The sequence below is a fragment of the Citrobacter farmeri genome (assembly GCF_019048065.1).
GTDB classification, from domain to species: Bacteria; Pseudomonadota; Gammaproteobacteria; order Enterobacterales; family Enterobacteriaceae; genus Citrobacter_A; species Citrobacter_A farmeri.
Genome location: NZ_CP077291.1, coordinates 2,882,950 through 2,903,333 on the forward strand (window position 1 = coordinate 2,882,950; position 20,384 = coordinate 2,903,333).

15 protein-coding genes are annotated in these 20,384 nt (G+C 52.3%); 1 reads left to right on the forward strand and 14 read right to left on the reverse strand.

Annotated features, from left to right (window positions below; translation table 11 throughout):
* Positions 1–46 precede the first annotated feature (46 nt).
* From I6L53_RS13650 to I6L53_RS13660, 3 genes are all read right to left on the reverse strand, one after another.
* The gene (locus I6L53_RS13650) at positions 47–697 is read right to left on the reverse strand and encodes a hypothetical protein (protein ID WP_156970465.1); all 651 of its coding nucleotides are present in this window, start codon (positions 695–697) and stop codon (positions 47–49) included.
* The gene (locus tag I6L53_RS13655; RefSeq protein WP_156970466.1) at positions 673–1,050 is read right to left on the reverse strand and encodes a hypothetical protein; all 378 of its coding nucleotides are present in this window, start codon (positions 1,048–1,050) and stop codon (positions 673–675) included. The genes I6L53_RS13650 and I6L53_RS13655 overlap by 25 nt, the downstream gene beginning before the upstream one ends.
* A 118-nt stretch (positions 1,051–1,168) precedes the next feature.
* Positions 1,169–1,936, reverse strand: a complete 768-nt coding sequence (locus tag I6L53_RS13660; protein ID WP_319801812.1) for a DUF6708 domain-containing protein — start codon at positions 1,934–1,936, stop codon at positions 1,169–1,171.
* On the opposite strand from I6L53_RS13660, the gene I6L53_RS13665 reads away from it, so the two are divergent.
* The gene (locus I6L53_RS13665; protein WP_139155855.1) at positions 1,866–2,060 is read left to right on the forward strand and encodes a hypothetical protein; all 195 of its coding nucleotides are present in this window, start codon (positions 1,866–1,868) and stop codon (positions 2,058–2,060) included. The two genes, I6L53_RS13660 and I6L53_RS13665, sit on opposite strands and share 71 nt — an antisense overlap.
* A 179-nt stretch (positions 2,061–2,239) precedes the next feature.
* Here I6L53_RS13665 and I6L53_RS13670 read toward each other — a convergent pair whose 3' ends face one another.
* The 11 genes from I6L53_RS13670 to I6L53_RS13720 all read right to left on the reverse strand — a co-directional run bounded on the left by I6L53_RS13670 (position 2,240) and on the right by I6L53_RS13720 (position 20,075).
* Positions 2,240–4,825: a T6SS effector BTH_I2691 family protein gene (locus I6L53_RS13670; protein ID WP_042319934.1), complete on the reverse strand. Its 2,586-nt coding sequence runs from the start codon at positions 4,823–4,825 to the stop codon at positions 2,240–2,242.
* A 16-nt stretch (positions 4,826–4,841) separates the two neighbouring features.
* The gene (locus I6L53_RS13675) at positions 4,842–5,675 is read right to left on the reverse strand and encodes a DUF4123 domain-containing protein (RefSeq protein WP_072015701.1); all 834 of its coding nucleotides are present in this window, start codon (positions 5,673–5,675) and stop codon (positions 4,842–4,844) included.
* Between the two features lie 12 nt (positions 5,676–5,687).
* Complete coding sequence (locus tag I6L53_RS13680; RefSeq protein WP_084196582.1) at positions 5,688–8,057, reverse strand: type VI secretion system Vgr family protein; 2,370 nt, start codon at positions 8,055–8,057, stop codon at positions 5,688–5,690.
* Positions 8,057–10,708, reverse strand: a complete 2,652-nt coding sequence (gene tssH, locus I6L53_RS13685) for a type VI secretion system ATPase TssH (RefSeq protein ID WP_042319937.1) — start codon at positions 10,706–10,708, stop codon at positions 8,057–8,059. The genes I6L53_RS13680 and tssH overlap by 1 nt, the downstream gene beginning before the upstream one ends.
* 170 nt (positions 10,709–10,878) lie before the next feature.
* Positions 10,879–11,370 carry an Hcp family type VI secretion system effector gene (locus I6L53_RS13690; protein WP_042319939.1) on the reverse strand — a complete coding sequence of 164 codons (492 nt, stop codon included), beginning with the start codon at positions 11,368–11,370 and terminating at the stop codon, positions 10,879–10,881.
* A gap of 1 nt (position 11,371) precedes the next feature.
* Positions 11,372–13,081: an OmpA family protein gene (locus tag I6L53_RS13695; RefSeq protein ID WP_042319942.1), complete on the reverse strand. Its 1,710-nt coding sequence runs from the start codon at positions 13,079–13,081 to the stop codon at positions 11,372–11,374.
* Positions 13,078–13,767 (reverse strand): type VI secretion system protein TssL, short form, encoded by a 690-nt coding sequence (gene tssL, locus I6L53_RS13700; RefSeq protein WP_042319943.1) that lies wholly within the window; start codon positions 13,765–13,767, stop codon positions 13,078–13,080. The genes I6L53_RS13695 and tssL overlap by 4 nt, the downstream gene beginning before the upstream one ends.
* Complete coding sequence (gene tssK / locus I6L53_RS13705; RefSeq protein ID WP_042319946.1) at positions 13,764–15,104, reverse strand: type VI secretion system baseplate subunit TssK; 1,341 nt, start codon at positions 15,102–15,104, stop codon at positions 13,764–13,766. Before tssK ends, tssL begins: the two co-directional genes overlap by 4 nt.
* A 17-nt stretch (positions 15,105–15,121) precedes the next feature.
* Positions 15,122–16,672 (reverse strand): type VI secretion system contractile sheath large subunit, encoded by a 1,551-nt coding sequence (gene tssC / locus I6L53_RS13710; protein WP_042319948.1) that lies wholly within the window; start codon positions 16,670–16,672, stop codon positions 15,122–15,124.
* Between the two features lie 35 nt (positions 16,673–16,707).
* Positions 16,708–17,205: a type VI secretion system contractile sheath small subunit gene (gene tssB, locus I6L53_RS13715; protein WP_042319950.1), complete on the reverse strand. Its 498-nt coding sequence runs from the start codon at positions 17,203–17,205 to the stop codon at positions 16,708–16,710.
* A 443-nt stretch (positions 17,206–17,648) separates the two neighbouring features.
* Positions 17,649–20,075 carry an autotransporter outer membrane beta-barrel domain-containing protein gene (locus I6L53_RS13720; RefSeq protein WP_042319952.1) on the reverse strand — a complete coding sequence of 809 codons (2,427 nt, stop codon included), beginning with the start codon at positions 20,073–20,075 and terminating at the stop codon, positions 17,649–17,651.
* Positions 20,076–20,384 lie beyond the last annotated feature (309 nt).

Sequence of the window (20,384 nt, forward strand, 5' to 3'; positions counted from 1 at the left end):
TTTTATAAAGATCGTTTATGGATGAGTTTTAGCATTAAACTCATGGTTATTCCCCCGTTTTCCATTCCGGATTTATTATCAAACGACTAATATTTGCGTACTTCATGGAATGTTCTCTTTTTTGATAAATTTCCGGTGTTGTTTTTTTAATTATCTCGCTACACTTACGATGCAATTCACCACCCATATCACCCAGCATAGGTTCAACATCCACATTAGGAATATCCCCATATTCTATATTTATCTTTTCAGGATCAATTGTGTAAGTTGCAGGTGCAATCGCCAACACTCCATTGGACTCAGTAAGCTTATTCATGAACTTATCACTGAATGCTGTAGAGTGGGGATAATTGTTCCCTGTGAGTTTCATCCCAATATTTACATATCTACGCAACCCATTTTCATCTTTAATATAATCATCCAGTTGTTTTTCAGTCATCGAGGAACGGAGTGATTCAGGTATATCCTGGAATGAGATATACGGGAGTGGACTTTTAACTTCTAATCTTGGCAATGAATTGGTTAGCATTGCCTGTAGTTTACAATATGCTGCCGGATGGATCTGACTGTATAAGTCTGTCTGGCCCGTTATACTTTTTTTTCGTGTATAGACTACAACTTCAGATTTTGACCAGTCAATATTTGTCGAAATGGTTCCCTTTTGCTGCATGTTCAATTTATTAAGTAATTTAAGCAACTCATTTTCATTTGCATCTTTACCATAATTTTCATCTGTGAAGGTGATGTTAATAGCTGTATTTTTTCATATTGCAGTTGCTTAACCTTTTTCAGCGTTGCCTCAATCCATTCTTTAGAATGCTTTTTATCACCTATAGTCACAAGAAAAGTCGTCGTTCCTCCTTCATTTTCAGATTCTGATACACTGATATTTTCATCATTAATGTTAACCTTTGCATCTAAAAATAATGAACGCATCAGGCCAGCATTGAGATCATTTGTTGCACCAGTCCACTCCCCTTTAATTTCGGCTTCTTTACAACCGGTTATAGAAAGGCAAAAAGCCAATGATAATATTTGTATCTTATTCACGTTCAAAACCTTGTTGATGTCATTGGAAATGCCACAGTGTAAACACACTCACTCCAGAAAAGATGTATTTCATTCTCTGCGTTCCCTGTTGAAGAATGCTTCTGACGCTTAAAACATTTTACTCGTCAGCAGACCTGTTTTTTATCTGCGTCTGGACTTTCGCTCTCAGGCGTTCAATAGCGACTGTCTGGCGCTGATGCAGCGCGGTGTATTCTTCCAGAGACTGGTTGGCCAGCACGTAGCGCCACAGGTGTTTTGGGTTGTCTTTCGCGCTGACGTTAATCGGGTCGTCCGGCGCCACCGCACAGTCGGCTTCCACTGCATCTGACCAGCGGGGAATTTTGCTGGTCCGCATGGCGATAAAGCGAGCGACGCTGCCCGGCAGCGTCAGCGGGAGCAGCAGCAGGGTCATCGGCCATTCCATTCGCGATTCCACCCGCATCATGTACTGCATACCAAACAGATAGCTTTCTTTTTTCTCCGTCACGGGCGGGCACAGCGCAATGATGTCCGCGAGGTCCGGCAGGCAGTCTTCCACTTCCATATAGCTGCGGACAAACGCCCAGTTTTTTACCAGCTCGCGCCGGGTACTGGAGAAACCCAGGCTGAAGGTGTCCAGCACCGTTTTACCATCGTCCGCCAGAATATGACCGTCGATACTCCACTCCGCCGAACTCCCAGGCCCGGCCCGCCCACGGGTGAAAAACACCTCTTTCCACGGCACGGAGAGTATTTTCCCGCCCACTTTAAAGACATGGACCATGCCGGTTTTGCGGTTAAGGCGAACGGGGTAATGGGTCCAGGCAAACCAGGATTTGAGCAGTAATTTTAGAAAAAACCAGCTAAAAAAGGCAGATAAAAAAATAGAAAAAACTAATGCAAACAATCCAAAAAAGTCATTTACAACATACGATGGGTCAAAAAACAAACATCCTATTCCAATAGCAAGTAGAAAAGGTGCCAATGATAAAGTAAAAGCAAATACATCCGGCATTCCTCTGTCACAATAGTACTTATCAACCAGTTCCAGATAGGTTGAGTTCATTTTTATAACAACGGCATCATCTAGCGCGACAGAATCTGAAGCCCCCATTCCCGTAAAATCTTGTCGAAGCTGATATTTAATCTCTTCATTAGTCAACGGCCGATTAATTTTAAACAGACTATACAATCCAGTGTAATTCATTATCTACGCTCCCGACTGGAGGGCATTTCCCAACTGTTCCATTTCAATGCGACTCGTAGGCCAAATATCAGGGATCGTTTTCTCTCCCACAGGAATTTTTCTCCAAAGACAGCTCATTAACCAGAGCTGAATATCATTTTTAATATTCAGGGCAAGATATATTGCGGAGCCTAACATCAATGCGACAGCAACAACAATCCAGAATGGAGACAACACAATACTGAAAATAACAGCAGCAGTAAGGATAAGGCCTCCGGCGGCTGAAAATATATATGCAATTCCAATATCAATATGCCCCTTTTTAAATTCCTCGTAAGCATTGATACCATCATATATTACCCCAACCAGCCCAACAGCCCCACCAAACCATTTCACAAATCGAATACCGCGCATCATCCATCTCTGGAAGTTGCCGCCCATCGCAACCCTGATTTGTGCATTCCAGCGAATGCGCTTGAAGTTAGTGAGCAGGCGCTCTACGGAGTCCGCCACCGAACCCGCGGCCATAAAAACACTGGCAGTGAACCGTGACGTCGCTTCAACGTTAAATTCTTTCGGTAAGCCACCATGAACCAGCGCGAAAATCTGAAAAACCCCTGACAGCACGCTGCCGGCAAAAGGGATCGCCTTCACGGTTGAGGCCGAAACGGTGGCAGGCGAACTGCCTTTCAACTGCGCCAGCTTGCTGTGGAAGGTGTTCGGGAAAATCGCGGCTTTCACTTCCTCCGCTGAACGCAGGGTCTTCGCCATCGCCATCGCCCCGGCCTTTCCGGTGGTGTTACTGACCTCGTTCACCGCCTGGATATCCGCCAGCACCGCAAATCTTGTGGTCTGCTGCCCTGTCATTGTCATCCTGCTGGCTTCAAGATGGCGCACTTCAATATCGACATAGTGGCGCAACTGGTCCAGCCCGCGACGACCGCTGATGCCGAACACCCTTGCCATTTCTTCGACCACGGCGGTCACAAAATGCTTTCTGTCCGCCGTCAGGGTGATGATGTTGACCTGCTTGTTGGCCACCACCGCGAAGGAGACCAGTGCATCGACAGGCCGGGAGTTGATGGTCTTTTCAATCAGTGAGTACACCGCGCTGTTCAGTGCATTCTGGTACTTTTCCAGCACCAGCTGCGCCGCGCCAATTTTCTGGTCAAAAATATCCTTGAAGCCATCCAGAGTCCTGTCCCAGGGCACCGCTATCATATCCATCGACACATGGGTGCTGCTGTTGATTTTCTCAGCAAACAGGTCGTTATTGAAGACCGCTGCCCGGGCAAGGATGTTGTTTTTATCCAGACATGAACCGGCAAGCTTTTCCTGATACTGCTTCGAGACCAGCAGCTTATCCTGAAAACCATCAATACAGTCGGTCACTGACTGCACATAAAAAATACCACTTCCGGTATCGGTGGTATCAAAGTTATGCGCAAAATAGTCGCCCAGGATAGTTCCGTCCAGGCATGCCGTGTACATTTTCATCATCGGCACAATGACCGTGTCATCATAGTTCCTGATGGCCGCATTGAACGTATCCGTGAAGGCCTTTTCTTTGGCCTTATCGTAATATCTGCCGTATTCGCTCATCCATTTTGCCTCAATCCTTTGACTGAGAAGCTGAACGTTACGTTCGTGGGTAGCCTTTCCGAGTACAGGCGAGCCGGGAATAAACATCCCGTTATGGTCATAGTAGCCTATCTCGCTGTTCAGCTCTTCCACTTCATTATTGAAAACGATTTCACGCTCAAACTGCGCGCACACGCTCTCTTTCAGCCCCTGCACGGCAGCGGTCAGCGCCAATTCGCGGGCATAGTGCGGATTATCATAAAAACGGGTATTCAGCCGGTGGTTTGCCAGCCAGGAAATATCCTGCGCCACCGCCACCGGGTCCTGCAGCAGGATCATCGCCCCTTTACCTGAATAGAGTTTGTCGGCTGCCTGTATCAGATTCAGACCTTCCATCGGTTTCGCGGTCTTCCATGGTGCAGGCGACCATTCCTTCACTTTGCTGGCCGCTGCTTTACTGCTGTATTCCGCTACCGTGTTACTCAATGCTGAAATTGCGATGACCTGCTCTGCATTACCGCTGTTTATCCACGCATCCATGTCAAAACGCTGCATAAACTTGCTTCGGTAGCCAGCATTCTCGTGCTTTTTACGCACCGCATTCGTCCATTCCACTTCTGACCAACTAAGCCAGAACAGGCCATTTTTTATCCCGGCAGGCTTCACCGGCAATGTCACCAGTGATGCCGTGGCAAGTTCCTCCGGATGCGTTATGCACGGCTTCGTTTTACCACTCGCAATATCCGGCGGAACTTCCCCACTGGACGGCAGTGGATAATAATACCCCTCACTGGTGGCAAAGTAGCTGATCCAGCGGTTACCCGATTCTGACCAGATATACAGATAGCCTTCCCGCAATAAACGCCCCGTCCAGACCGTTTCACCCTTTGCAGTAGCCGGGGTTTTGATGCTGGACGGAAGGGTTGGTAGGTTATCTTCCAGGCCTGCCACTGCCGGGCGCACCGGCAAAACAGGCAAAACAGGCAAACCGTAGCGGAGACAGAATTTACATCCTTTTTGTGTACTCATACTTATAATTCCATAGTTAAGTGCAAATCATATCCAGCCAAACACGCTCATTCCAGCTACTGGTTTCATCAAGAAAATATTCTGGTGCTTGTCTGGCTTTCTCCAGGAAAATTTTCATTTTCGGAGCCAGCCAAAATTTATCCGGGAGATTTAATCCATGCAGCGCAAAAGCATTTTGATCTTCTCGGGTCGACAACTGACATTCAATAGCTTGCACCAGCAAAAAATCAATTTTTCGACTGATACTTTGCCGGGTACTCATATTCTCTTCGGCTGGTAATTGAGCCAGCACGTCATTAATTTGACCGCAGCGTTGAAGTTGACTCATAGGAAGTCTGGAATTACCGCCGTTTACACAAGCCGTTTGCTCACTAGCAAAGTTTAACGTCTGCCATTTCCCCTCAAGCCAAAGTGTCCAAAGTGGGATTTTTTTCACCGGAAGGTAATTAGTAATTTGGGAAGGGGTCAGCATCCATTGTAAATGGAATAATACCCGAGAATCGTAATATCGGAGTATACGTCCGGTCCCTGTTTCATCCTGATAATAAAGCGCTGACACTAAAGCGCTATGGACCTCCTGCACCGAATAAGAACTGGATAATAATAGAATACATTCGGGAGCCAAGATTCCTTTCACATCAACCGCGAGGTCTTTCATCAGTGACTGCCATTCACCTGAAGGAAGTTCATGTAAAGGTAGCAACCAAGGGTAAAGATGAGCTTGTGGCATAAGCATGGGTGATACAAGCTCGATTAGCGGCCAACTTACGGGAAGCTCAGAAACTCTTAAACGATCAATGACAGCATACTGGTGTTCGCCTAGTGACAAATGCTGAGGTAAATAATCCATTTCACATCATCCCTAACTTAAAGTGATCGTTGCTTCACCCTGACTGGCCCCTTCAGATGCGGCATTTTCACATGCTGTAAATTTTGGGTATGTAGCATTCAATTTAGCTGAGCCAGCATAATCAAAATTCGCGCTCTTAACATTGAAATTTCCGCCCGTGCCGTTTTCAATTTTTGCAGGGTCAATCGTTATATATGAGCCACCACACTGCAGGGTCAGCTTTTTCTTCGCGGAAATGATAATTTCATCTTCGGAGCTGCATATGGTTAATGTTTTATTCGCAAAAAGATCCATAGCATCTGTTTGAGCCTGAATCTCCACTTTTCCAGATGCAGCAACAAGTTTCATTCCTACACTGTGTGTAAAAGCTACAAAACCTTTTTTCGCCACCAGCGCAATACGCTTAAGGGCAGATATTTCTGTATTTGCTCCGGATGTTAAAATATGATTTTGATTAGCACTCAATTGAAGATGTTGAGGTGTGGACATTGCAATACCGCCAGGCGCACCGGCAATAATTACAGGCTGTTGTAATTTATCAACGTTTTGCTGTAAAAACTGCTGCTGATTACCATGATCAAGTGGATCAAGCTTTGCCGTTTCCATTAGATTCGACAAGGATTGTGCCAGCGATAATGCATCCGATAATTGCCGCTTAATCTCATCCATGCTGAGTTGCTGTGCCATTGCCTTAGGCTGGGCTTGCGAAGTCAACAAAAGCCCCTTCCCTCCACGGACAGACACCCAATCATCTGTGCGCAGCTCAACACCTTCCCCGCGCGGCTGCTTTTCGGCATCCACCAAATGTCCGAGGTTCAGCTGACTCTTTCCGCCATACTCCGTTGAGACCTTGATATGCTCCTTACCGCGTTCATCATCGAGGCGGATTTTGTTGTTCGCCGGCGTGCGCAGGACGTTGCGTTTGTAGTTCTGGATAGTGACGTGGTCGCCGTGCGCCGAGTCGTGCAGCACGCCGGAGATGTAGGGCCTGTCCGGGTTGCCGTCCTCAAAGCCAATCGCCACTTCGGTGCCTGCCAGCAGCGGCAGGTGCAGGCCGTAAGTGTCGCCGGCATACGGGCGGGACTGGCGCACCCACAGGCTTTCAAAACCGGTTTCCCAGTTATCACGGTCAAACAGCATGTTGACGCGGTAGCGGCCGTCTTTGTCGATATGGCCGTAGGTGTCGTTCTGGGTGGTGCTGGTGACGCGGGCCGGTAGCGTGCCGGCCATCACCGGGCGTTTGCCCGGTTCCGGGCGGAAACCAACATCACTGCTGTCCGGAATGCCGCCGAAGTGCACTTCAAAATCCCGGTCGCGACGGGCGTGGCTGGTCAGCGAGGTGATAACCACGCCCTTCGCGTAAACCTCCGCCACTTCATTGCCGCCGGTGACTTTCAGCAGCATACCCGGAGAGAGCGTCGGGCAGGAGGTCATCGCGCTGAGCCGTGTCTGACCGTTCAGATAGCGTTCGTGACGCACGCGGGCATAGAACGCCCCGGACTCCGGAGACGGGTTGCGGCCTGCGCTACCCTGCGTCAGGTAGTTATCGGCATAGTGATAGGCATCGCCGTAAGTGGTGCTGTCGCCGCCCGTGGCATCCGCCTGACTGTTCATGTCGACCGTGGCCTGGCGGTAGTTGTAGTCGCGGGTGCTGACCAGCTTCTGCACCACGCTGTGGTGGCATTCCATGCTCCAGACCGCATCCCCCCCTTCCGAGTGCTGGCCCGACGGCGGCACCGATGGCAGGGTCAGGCCTTTCTCGTATCCCTGCTGGCTGTCGTAGAACTCCACCACGTCGATGTTCAGGCGCGTGTCGGTGGTGAAGCGAAACCAGATGCCGACTTCCCCCAGCAGGCGGGTGATAAAGTGCAGGTCATTTTCACCGTACTGCATCACCTGTTCGCGGCGCGGATACTCTTTTGCAAGCGAGAACAGAAAATCCTGACCGCGCATGCCGTGGCGTTCGCGCAGGATTTTTTCCACAATCTGCGGGACCGACATGTCCTGATAAATGGCGTTCTGGTGCGAACGGTCGAGCAGCGCCAGCCGCGGCTGTAATGTCAGCGCATAACGGGTTTCATCCTTTGAGGTGCTCAGACGTTCAAAGCCGCTCACCACACCCTGAATCACCCGCACCGGCTGCTGTATTTTAATGCCAGAGCCCTGCTCCACCGGGGCCTGCAGCGTCAGGGAACCGGCCTTCATCAGCATCATCTCTTTGCTGATGGCATGGTCAGTGCTTGTGAATTCAATACGGTAGCTGAACGGCCGGCTCAGGGCTTCCTGGCCTTCAAAGGCCAGTACATCGAGTTCGGAGGGGGTGCCTTTAACCGCCAGTAAATGGTGGTTGTGGGTGAATCGAATAGCCGGGTTGGTACTCATCATCCTTCTCCTCTGGCTGCATCAAACTCAAGCGCAATTCCCTCTTCTTCACTCCATCCCAGCGTCAGCGTCGTCGGCTTCTGTTTCGCGGCCATATGGCGAAGTAACTGCTGGCTCAGTACCGGCAGGATTTGCTGATTGAGCAGGCTGTCGACGTTGCGCGCGCCGGTGTCCGGCAGCAGGCAGGCGGAAGTGAGTGCGTCGTACAGGCTCTCGTCGATCTGCGTGAGCAGGCCGTAATGGCGATGCAGGCGCTTGCTGACATGAGCAAGTTTCATTTCGACGATGGTGCGCATCGCTGTTTCCGCCAGCGGGCGGTAAATCACGGTCTGAAAACGCGCCAGCAGCGCGGGCTGGAAATGATCGCGCAGGATGGGGCGCAGCAGTTCGTGCAGTTCGCCTTCGGTGGCGTCCGGCTTTTCACCCAATAACTGCATCAGGGGGTCGCTGCCTAGGTTGGAGGTCATCAGGATCACGGTGTTGCGGAAGTCTATTTCACGCCCTTCGCCGTCGCGCATAAAGCCCCGGTCAAACACCTGATAAAACAGGTTCATCACGTCGCGGTGCGCTTTTTCCACTTCATCCAGCAGCACCACGCTGTACGGGCGTTTGCGCACCGCTTCGGTGAGGATTCCCCCCTGGCCGTAGCCGACGTAGCCCGGCGGCGAACCTTTCAGTTGGGAGACGGTGTGTGGCTCCTGGTACTCGGAGAGGTTAATGGTGATCAGGGATTTTTCGCCGCCGTACATGACATCAGCCAGCGTCAGCGCGGTTTCGGTTTTACCGGTGCCGCTCGGGCCAACCAGCAGGAACACGCCCTGCGGGCCGTTCTCGGAGGTCAGCCCGGTTTTGGCGGCACGCAGGCGCTGGGCAATGGCGGTGAGCGCCACGTCCTGGCCAACCACGCGTTTGCCGATTTCATTTTCCAGCGTCAGTAGTTCGGTCTGTTCGTCTTTCAGCAGTGAAGACAGCGGCACGCCGGTCCAGTCGGCGATGACGGTAGCAACAGTACGCACGTCCACATCCACTGCCAGCAGCGGGTTGCTGCGCTGCATGCCGTTCAGTTGCTGTTGCAGGGCCTGCGTTTCAGCCTGACGGGATATATCCTGGCGGGTTTCCAGCAGTTGTTCGGTCAGTTTCAGCTCTTCGCCATACTGGGTTTCCAGTTCGTCGAGCGCAACAATCAACGCGTTTTCTTCCTGTTCGATGGTCGCCAGGCGTTCACCGTGCGCATGGTTGCCGAAAGCAATGTCTTCCAGCAGCGCCTGTTTTTCCATTTCAAGCGCGGTGATTTGCGCGCGGATGTGGGTGAGCGACTCCGGCACGGTGTCGAGGCTCATGCGCACGCGGGCGGAAGCGGTGTCCAGCAGGTCAACGGCTTTGTCCGGCAGTTGGCGGCCTGTTAAGTAACGGCGGGAAAGGGTGACGGCGGCGCGTACCGCCGCGTCGGTGATGTGCACGTTATGATGTTCGGCATAGCGGGATTTCAGCCCTCTGAGCATCAGGCAGGCGCTGTCGTCGTCCGGCTCATCGACTTTCACCATCTGGAAGCGGCGTTCGAGTGCCGCATCACGTTCGAAATATTGTTTGTATTCCGACCAGGTGGTGGCGGCGATGGTACGCAGTTCGCCACGGGCGAGTGCGGGTTTCAGCAGGTTGGCCGCATCCGCGCCGCCCGCCTGGTTGCCCGCGCCGATGATGGTGTGCGCTTCGTCGATAAACAGCAAAACCGGCACCGGGGACTGCTGAACGGCATCAATCACATTCTTCAGACGCTGTTCAAATTCGCCCTTCACCCCCGCGCCCGCCTGCAGCAGGCCGAGGTCAAGGGTGCGCAGGATGACCGGTTTGAGGCTTTCCGGCACGTTCCCTTCGGCGATACGCAGCGCCAGGCCTTCGACCAGCGCGGTTTTACCGACGCCAGGCTCGCCGACCAGAATCGGGTTGTTTTTACGACGACGCGAGAGAATATCCACCATCTGGCGAATTTCCGTGTCACGCCCGAACACCGGGTCGATTTTGCCTTCTCTGGCTTTAGCGGTAACGTCGAGGGTGAACTTGTCCAGCACGTTCTGCAATGCCGGGCTCAGTTCGCCTTCCTTCACTTCCGCACCTGCCGGGCGACCGATGATTTCCACATCTCCGCCATGACCCTGCGCCAGCTCTTCTTCCTGCTGCACGTCCGGACGCTCGTCCGACTGTACATCCAGCAGCGGACGTAAACGTTCAAGCTGGCTCTGACCGAGAGTCAGCAGTGGCCACAGGCCGTCGCAGCGGATAAGTTTCGGGCTTTCCGTCAGGGCCATCAGCAGGTGCTGACTGCGGATTTGTTCCTCATTCTGCAATGAGGCCATCATCCATGCCTGTTTCAGCAGCGCGTTAAGCGAGTCCGCAAGCGCCGGACGGCTGCGCACCGAGCGCGGAAGTGTATCCAGCCAGCCCAGCAACGCCTGCCACATACCGTCCATATCCCATTCGTAGCGGCGGGCCAGCACCGTGAGGTCGCCTTCGCCCTGCTCCAGTAGCTTGAGCAACCAGTGCTCCGGAAGAATTTCGGCATGCGCCCGGGTCTGACACAGGGAGGCTGCCCCTTCCAGCGCGCGGGCGCAGTACGGATTAAGACGGCGTAACAGGACGGCTGAGTTTTCCATTTTCTCTCTCTTCTTTTTTCCGGGCACGCTACCGCCCGTCGCTGTTCCCTCTTCATCAGGAACCCAAAGCGCATCAGGTCAGGCGGGCAGATTGTGTGATTCTTTGCTCAGGGCCTGAGTCTTCAGGCGCTCAGCAAAAAACTGCGGACAGGAAACCTGCCCGCAAAGACTTACGCGGTGGTACGTTCGTTCCAGGAATCGGAATGAATGATGTTGCCGTCTTTGTAGGTCCAGGTGATTTTTTCGTAACGCAGCTCGATCATTTCCAGATGGTTGTGTTTTTCCATCGCAGGATCTTTGATGTCGTGCATTTTGGGGGCAACTTTCACCAGCTTCACGTTCTCCAGTTTGGTGTTGAAATATTCAACTTCCTGGCCCGCGTCATTGATTTTGTACCACTTGAATTCCGCAGACTTCAGGGTCTGGCCGGTGGTCACTGCCTTGTACAGATACGGGCTGGACGAATCGATTTCCTTGGTGAACAGGAACGGCGTATGGATACGGGTACCGGTCAGCTTGCCGGTGTTGTTATCCGTCGGGATGTACAGGGAGTGATCCTGCGCCACCACTTCGATGCTGCCTTCACGATCTTTTACGTCAACGGAACCTTTAATATCCGCGCCGCCATCGTCTTTCAGCCACAGATAAACGGGAATTGCCATGTTACTTCTCCATTTCATTTTGAATGGCGTCATCATCCTGCGATGGCGCCAGGGGTTTGCCCGGTATCTGACAGGCACTGGCCTGCGGTACCAGACTGATTTCGACACGCCGGTTCAGCGCCCGGCCTTCCAGGGTGTCATTCGTGGCAACAGGGCGGCTTGCGCCGTAGCCCTGCACTGCAAAACAGCTTTCCGGCACGTCACCGGTGTCGCGCATCCAGTTACGCACCGCTTCGGCACGTTTCTGGGCGAGCGTCTGGTTTAATTGCGGGTTGCCGGTATTATCGGTATGCCCGGCGACGACAATCAGCCAGCCCGGCCGGGCCTTAATGCCGACCAGCGAGTTCACCAGCAGTTTAGTGGAGCCGGGTTTGAGATCGGCCTTGCCGGAATCGAACAACGACATGCTGTCGAGGCGGACGATGGTCGGGACCACTTTCTCTTTCGGCTTGGGTGGCGGCGGCGGAGGCACATAAGAGCGGATCGCATTCAGCACGGGCATTCGCAGACGTTCGCCCTGATACAGCCCCAGGCTCATGCGCACAGGTTCACCATTACGCGCCCAGTCATCAAGCTGCGCCGCATCCTTATGCAGCACGTTTACCGCCTCCGCTTTCGGGACGTAATCATCCATCGAAATACGGTCATAGCGCTGGATGTCAAAGCTCAGACGATGCAAAAGTTGTCGGTTATTCCAGCCGCTACAGAGCAATGCGACGACGGCGGCCAGGGTAATAAGCGTCAGGGCGCAGCGCCAGGTTCGTTGACGCGGTGTAAGCCCCTGCCCTTCCGGCAGCAGCGGCAGCACGAAATCAGGCATCAGTGATATCACCGTGCTTTCCGTTCCCACAGGCTGCCAGCCAGCGACGTGTTGCAGCGCGGTGTGGCGTGAAAGCCAGGCGGTCCAGACGGAGGAAGCCAGACTCCCGGCGAGGATTGGCCCCATACCCCACAGTACTGCCGTAGGCGAAATTGCTGGCATATCAGGATTTTTATCCATGAATACCGATTTGACATGCTGGTGGAACCAGGTCATCAGGCTATTCATCAGCACCTGCTGCTGCATCGCCATGGCGCCGCCGGTCGTCACCCAGGCCGATATCGGGCTCGGGGCGGCAGATTCACGCCAGACGCTGATCCCTTCCCCCGGGATAGCCGCCTGCCAGAGTATGTCGTTCATCATGGCGCTGCCTGTCAGTCCGTTCAGCACCACAGGAACGGAATGCCCCGATTCCCGGCGGAGGTGACTGATTTGCCACCGCAGCGCCAGCAGACGACTGGTAAGCCGCTCAGTATCCGCATGATGCTGCGGACAGACGCTGACCATCACCGAGAGCTGACGCCCCCAGTCCGGACGCAGCCGCAACAGCTGGCGGGCAACCTGCGCCAGATCCTGGTTATCTTCCACACGGATCCAGCACCCCTGAGTCACCGTCAGAACCGGTGAATCCGCCGGCCAGGACTGTGTCAGATCGCCACAGACCAGTACGACAGGCTGGCGGTAAGTCGCTTCTGGTAGATTATCCAGACGCAGTTCGGTTTGCTGCTCTGCACCGCGGCCCGCAATGAACCAGACCACCGCAATCACGGCCCAGATCGCCAGCAGGATGAGTAACGATACCCAGCCTGTCGTCGGCAAGAAGCCCAGACACACCAGGGCACTGAGCAGTGCTGCCCACAACGCCAACAGCCGTTGCTGTGCAGCACTCATTTCACCGCTCCTGGCAGCAGGGTGACCAGCATCTGATCCAGCCAGCGGTTCAGGCCCCACCACAGGGCAATCACCACCACCACACTCACCGCAATGCGAACCGGCCAGGAAGAAAACCAGCCGCCTATTCCCTGACCGGCACGGCTCTCTGCCAGGACCGGATGCGTTTGCGGATAGCTGAACGGTTCGACATGTTGATTAAGCGCATTCACCAGCTTCTGACGGTCGGGATCATTCACTGAACGGAAGCTGCCCAGAAAGCCCAGCATCATGACGCGCTGAAAACAGGTCAGCACTGCGCTGTCCGGGGTCGGTTCTCGCAAAACGTCCCGCATCCGGTCGCACAGGGTGTCACCCGCATCCATCGTGCCCAGGAAATGCCCCTGGAGCGGAACGTCATACCACTGCACGCAGGCATCATCCTGAACACCACGGCTTTTGACGGCTTCGTCGAGCAACGCGCACTGCGCGGTGAGAATATGCTGACAGCTGGCCTCATCCATCCCGCTGGCTTTCAGTGCCTGTTGGATACGCTCCGCATCGGAGACACAGCGGTCCCATAACACGCGCCCTTCGCCCTCCTGAAACTGAGGGCCGTGACGCAGGCTGATAACCTGTAACCAGGTGTCCTGCAACAGCGCATCGATATCTATGGATGCGGTCGCGCCGCGTTTGTTGTCACTCATGTTCTCAGTACCGCATAAAGTTCAAGTTCGGGTTCACCCAGCGTGCCCGGGGTGTAGAACATACAGCTGCCGCTCTGGAGCATCTCCTGGGCCGCCGGATGAGACAGGTCGAGCGAGAAATACTGATTTTCAAGACGCAGAGGAATGGCGGCAGGAACATGGCGCAGCGCCTTCAGCGGGATCCCCTGACGGGAGGCGTTCACCAGGCTGGTCACGTAATCCGGGCTCCCCACTTTGCACTGTCGCGGGAACTGCTCCTGTAGCTGCGCCACTGGAATGTGAGAACGCACCGACAGGTAGTAATCCGCCCCTTCACGCAGACGAGGATCCTGCAAACGAGCCAGCCACTGATGCAGACGTTTGTCATGGATAAGCTCGACGGACACCACGCGTGACGGCAGGCTGGCTTCCAGCAGGTCACTCAGCAAATCAAACAGCGGCGGGAACACCGCGTTTAGTTGCTCATGCTGATACGCCGGGATAGCACTGACCTGATGCTCAAGGGAAAACGTCAGCAGGCTGCCCGCCAGGCGCGCAAGCTCCGGGTAAAGCCGTTCAACGGGGCTTTTTGGGAAGCGCTGAAACTGTCCCAGCACCGGCTCGGCGCTGTTAAGCGCGTTGAGTAACCAGAACAGGGAAACGTCGGCGACGGCAAAGTCCGCCATTCTTTCGTTGCTTTCGCGACGCATTGCCATCAGGCGCGTCAGGCGCGCGCGTAACTGGGTCATCAGGTGTTCAAGCTGGACCGTCAGCCAGCGGCTGCTCTGCACAGTCATCAACGGAGGAAGGAAGGCATCATCCAGCGCCCACATGCCCTGCGAATCCTGCTGCAGACGCGCAACCGGACAGGTCAGATAATCGCTGTTGTTCTGATGGGAGAATCGAAGCGTCAGTTCAGGCTGCATCACCGCAATCTGGCGAGTATCATCCCCAAAGGTGTTACGCACATCGTGCCAGCGCTGACGGTAACGTACCGGGCGCTCCGCAACGGCATCCGGTGCCAGACAATTGCCACCGTTGGCGCGCATCAGGGGAAGCGCCAGCATGACCAGCGTTTCACCCGATTCACCGTCCAGCAGCAATGCCGGTGGCAGCCCATCGGCATTATCGCTATCGACAAGCGTACCGTCCTGAAAACGCACATGCAGCTTGCGGGCCTGCAAACGTCCAAGCTTCAGCGCGTCCGGTTCAAACGTCGCCTCAATCACTCCCCAGGGGTGGTTGAGGCCCATCTGAGCAATACATTCCGCAGACCAGGCCGCATAAGCGGCCTGTTGCTGGAAGTGCTGGGGAGAGACCATGACGCCTCTGCCCCATAACGGTTGTTCCGTCTTCATTGGCTTCCTGCCCTGATTTACGATTTTGCCTTCGGCATCCGGGAAACCAGCGACAGGTTGACGTCCATCCCTTCCACCTGGAAGTGCGGGATAGCGTACAGCTTCACGCGGAAGAAGCCCGGGTTGTCTTCGATATCTTCCACCAGCACTTTCGCATCGCGCAGCGGGTGGGAAGCCTGCAGCTCGTCGCCCGGATCGGTCATTTCTGTGACCAGACCACGCACCCAGGTGTTCAGCTCCAGCTCCAGCAGACGGCGATCTTTGGTGGTGCCGATGTTTTCACGCTGAATCAGTTTCAGGTAGTGTGCGATACGCGACAGCAGGAAGATGTACGGCAGGCGTGCGTTGATGCGGCTGTTGGCGGTTGCATCCGCGGTGTCGTACAACGCCGGTTTCTGGGTGGAGTTCGCCGAGAAGAAGCACGCGTAGTCACGGTTTTTGTAGTATGACAGCGGAATGAAGCCGAGGTTGGCGAATTCAAATTCGCGGGTTTCCGGGATCATCACTTCAGACGGGATTTTCACCTGATTGCCGGTACCGAGATCGTACAGATGGATTGGCAGATCCTGCACCGCGCCGCCCGCCTGCGGGCCACGGATCTGTACGCACCAGCCGTTGTTGATGAAGCTTTTCACCATGTTGGCGGCAAAGGCAAACGAGGCGTTAGTCCACAGGTATTTGTCGTGATCCGGACCTTTCACTTCCTCGATGTAGTTGAAGCTGCGCACCGGCACGGTATCCGGGCCGTACGGCAGACGGCCGAGCACGCGTGGCATCACCAGACCGATGTAGCGGGAATCATCCGTTTCGCGGAAAGATTTCCACTTGATGTATTCGGCGCGGTCGAAGTAGTTGCCGATATCTTTGATGGCCGCCACTTCTTCCATGGAGTCTTTCAGGAAAAATTTCGGACCAGCGGAGCCGATAAACGGCATGTGCGCCGCCGCAGAGACTTTCGACAGGTTACGCATCAGCGCCACGTCCTGGGCCGAAGCGTCGAATTCGTAAGCGGAGATAATCGCACCAATTGGCTCCCCGCCCGGGGTGTCGTATTCCGCGATATACGTTTGCTTGTACAGGCCGCTCTGGATAATTTCCGGTGAGTCTTCGAAATCCTGACGCAATTCGTCTTTGGAGAGGTCAAGAATTTCCAGTTTTACGTTCTGGCGGAAGTCGGTTTTATCCACCAGCGATTTCAGGCCGCGCCAGACAGATTCCACTTTCTGGAACTCGTCATTGTGCATCACTTCATCGAGCTGGAGGCTGATCTGGAAGTCCAGTTCGGCGATATGATGGTCGAGCAGCGTTTTATCCAGCTTCTCAACGGTCTGTCCGGATTTTTTCAGACACTGCATAAATACCTGTACCGCGGCGGTAACACGCGCGTCGGCAGAGGTTTCAGCCATAATATTGTTGTCCTGGAAACCGTCCAGCTCACCGAGTTTTGTGACCGGTGTTAAATTGATTTTTTCGAACAGTGATGCGTAAACGCCACCCTGCGGCAGCGTTTTTTCTACCGTTGCGCCGCCAGCCTGAGTCTGGGATTCATTATTAAGAGACATAAGCATTTTACTCGTATTATTCCGTTAAAAGTTTCCCGCGATTAATTCCGGGACGGGGCGAGCGCATTGAGCTCATTACGCAGTTCATCGCTGAGGGAAGGGTCTTTCAGAATTTTTTCCAGTTCTTTGCGGAAAGTGACGTTATCAAGCAGGTTGGATTTCAGGTCACGCAGTAAATTACGCATCGCCAGCATGGCACGCAGCTGTGGGATTTGGCGGGCAACCTGCTCTGGCTCAAAATCCTTCATATCCTGGAATTGCAACTGGATATTCTCTTCCGAACCGTCGTTAGCGAGAGTGTTTTTGACGGTAAGGTTCATCTGCGGCGTCAGTTCAGCCAGCACACTGTTGAAATTGTTTTTGTTAACGTTAATTTTCTCTCGCTCTGAAAGCGGGCCTTCTGCTTTGCCGTTGCTGAAATCACCAACGGTGAGAAGTTTAAGGGGAAGTTCAACTTTTTTTTGTGCGCCGCCCGTATGTAAATCAAGCCGGATATTAACGCGCGCCTTTGGGATTTCAGACTGAAATGAATCTGCCATGATTGTTCTGTCTCCTGAATAAATATATCCATGATTGGGTCGATAAAGGGGATATAAAACGTGATTCTATTTTTTACCAGCAACCGAATTAAAGGTAAAGAAAATAAGGGGAACCATTAATATAACCAATGCTTAATGCCAGTTTAGCAGGAGTACAGAATGTTATTCTCACAGGTTTAAATAGCGTTAGACCAAAGGTATTAAGAATTATCCAGCATTACATTTTTTTCATTTTAGGAATATTTAGTGAAACCCATGAAGCATTCCCCCCTCCCGGGGAGGGAGTTTAGAGCTGGCAATAAAAAAAGAAGCCTATTCTTTATAGGCTTCAAGTCCCTCAGAGGAGTTAATATTTCTCAATTATTGTCTATTCCCCCCCGGATCTTTCAGAAGAGACATGGAGAGGTAAGTTATTACGGGCAGATCTTAGTTGACGCCATTACTTAGAAAGACCAACTAATACCCGCTGCCGCACGCCACGGTGACTCTATGTTGGCTCCGTTAGCATAGCTGGCGCTAAGATGTCCGCTAAGATCTTCTGTGAATTTAGCGCGGATACCCGTCTGATAAACCCCTCGGGTTCCGGACAGGTCGTTCACGAAGCGTCCGTCGTCGTTCACCTTGATCTTGTTGTCATCAGCATATTCTTGTCTTACTGATGCCTTCACCCACGGCTGGAGCTCAATACCGTTTTCCAGAACCACCCGGTAGGCCGTTTTCAGACCGGCTTCAGCGCGCATCATTCTGGTATTATCGACATCGGCGCGCATCCCATTGGAGAGAGCGTATTTATTGCTGTCCGTAGTAAATCCAGTAAGGGCTGCGTAAGGCGTTACGCTTAAATCACCGCTGGAGAGACGTATTCCGCTTTCGAGATGAGTACCAGCGCCATACGCGCTGTAGCTTCCATTCGCAGACCCACCACTTGTCATGCGGCCTTGCACATCATTTTCAAAACGGTTGACCTTCACAATGCCATCAACATACAGGCCATTACTGTGCTGCCAGCCCGCATATGCCCCTAATGAATAACTGTCCACATTACCTTTACCGCCACGGTCAAAATCGACGTTCGAATGTGAGTAAGTAAAAAAAGCACCTGTAGTAGCCGCACTGTTTTGCATCCGGAAAGTATGATCTGCACCAATTGTCACCCCGGTGAGCGTCTGGTCGAAACCAGCACCGGCAGAAGTCGATGCGTCATTACGTGTGTTGTAGAGAGTACTCCACACAGCTCCGTCACGATTGAGCGACACGCGGCCATCAATTCTTTCACGGATGCTGTCCAATTCTGCGTCAAACACCAGCGGCTCTACTGCGGCCATATTCAGCACCGCTGCCGTCGATGGTGTGATTCGTTTTTTAATGTTCTCAGGTTTTGGCGGCAGTGCAGGCCCAGATTCAGACGGTGTATCCGGGTTCGGCTCCGGATCAGGGGTTGGTTCCGGTTCTGGAATTTTTGTCAAATCCGGAGTGAGTGCCCAGACTCCTTGCTCTTCCTCTTTCAAAGTGTATTCCCATGCCCCCAGGTCCACGACACCACCCCTGTTCCCCAACGAAAATGTGGCATCGCCATTGGCTGCTTTTACCAACAGAAGACGGTGTTCTTCTGTCGGGCTAACACCAGTATCTTTAACAAACACCTTGTGAGATCCCGAGGCGTTGCCAGTAACATTCAAAAAGTCACCTTTTCGCGATGCTACTTCTGTGTTCATATAAAAATTACCGTTCCCTTCCAGGGTATTCACTGTCAGGATATTCCAGCCATTGCCCCCGCTACTATGTGGATTGTCGAATCTCACTGACCCGCTCTGGTTTAAACTCAGGGATTTTAAAGAATATGAGGCGTCCGAGTCGTATTTACGAAGAAGTAGTTCAGATGTCCCTTCAAGATTTACATCGGCCTGATCTGAAATAACGCCTTTCTCAAGCGTTACCTGCCCTTCCTGGCTATCAATACGCCCACGCAGTTCTCCAGACTGAGCAATTAGTTCACCTCTGTCTATATTTACGTGAGTAAGAGAACCGCCATTTAAATTTATTTTTGCCAAATCACCATGAATGTTAATATTATGCGCCTCACCTCCCTGATTGATATTCATGAACGCGGAGTCATTGAGATAAACGCTGTTAACGGTCGCTCCACTGTTAACACTCATTGAGGACTCCCCGCGCATTGTCACACTTATAATTTCACCACCATTAGCTTGTATCAAGCTCTTATCATTAGCTGTTATGAAATGCACAACGCTACCCTCATGCGTAGTGATGGTACTGTTGTCATACGTTTCAACATCATCCACATGTGTATCTGAGAAAATGTTCAAAGCACTTTTGTCATATAAATTGACAAGGTATGTATGACTCCCTTCACGAACATTCAGTGTACTGGTGCCGTATAAAGAACTATATCTTACCAAAGATCGGGTTACTTCCATTCGGGCATTGTCTTTGAGTGTCGTTCTCGCAGCGGTGGCATTCGAGTACAGCAGAGTGACCCCGTTGTTCATGATGGTCGTCTCTGAGACCCAGCCACCGCTGACCCACTGTTCTCCGCTAACTTGAGTGTCATAAGCATACGCCTCGTTTGAAGCGATATACTGTCTTCCACCCTCTTCAATTACGCTTCCACTGTCCCGGCCTTCTGTCAGGATCATAAGGCCGTCATTACGCACAGTTATATTTGAACTATCCGCACGACCAGAAACCTCTAATATTCCGCCCTTGTCAACAGCGCTTGATGTAATGCTATCCCCTGAACCTATTTTCATCAAAGAAGTAATATTCAGTCCATTATGCTCCGCTGAGAAAACAACGGGTACATAACACGCAAGAGCAGATAAAATTCGCAATGATTTTATTTTCAACAAATAAGCCCCACTTCACATGTCGTTGTGACATAAAGGATTAACAATAAAATGTAATAAGGATAGTTGCGTGTTTTACTTTAAAATCAGACACAACTTAATTCTGCTTAAGAGACTTCCCTATTCAAGTCCGCAAGAACAATACCAGTAAACACCTTTAAGTAAATGAGTTTATTTCGAAAACAATATTCAATAAAACCGAAGTCAAAGCGTTAACTTTACTCACACTAAAAATATATTTTAAAAAAACACCTCCATGCTAATCATTAGCGAAACCATTAAAAAACTTAACATCATCAAATTATAAAACAG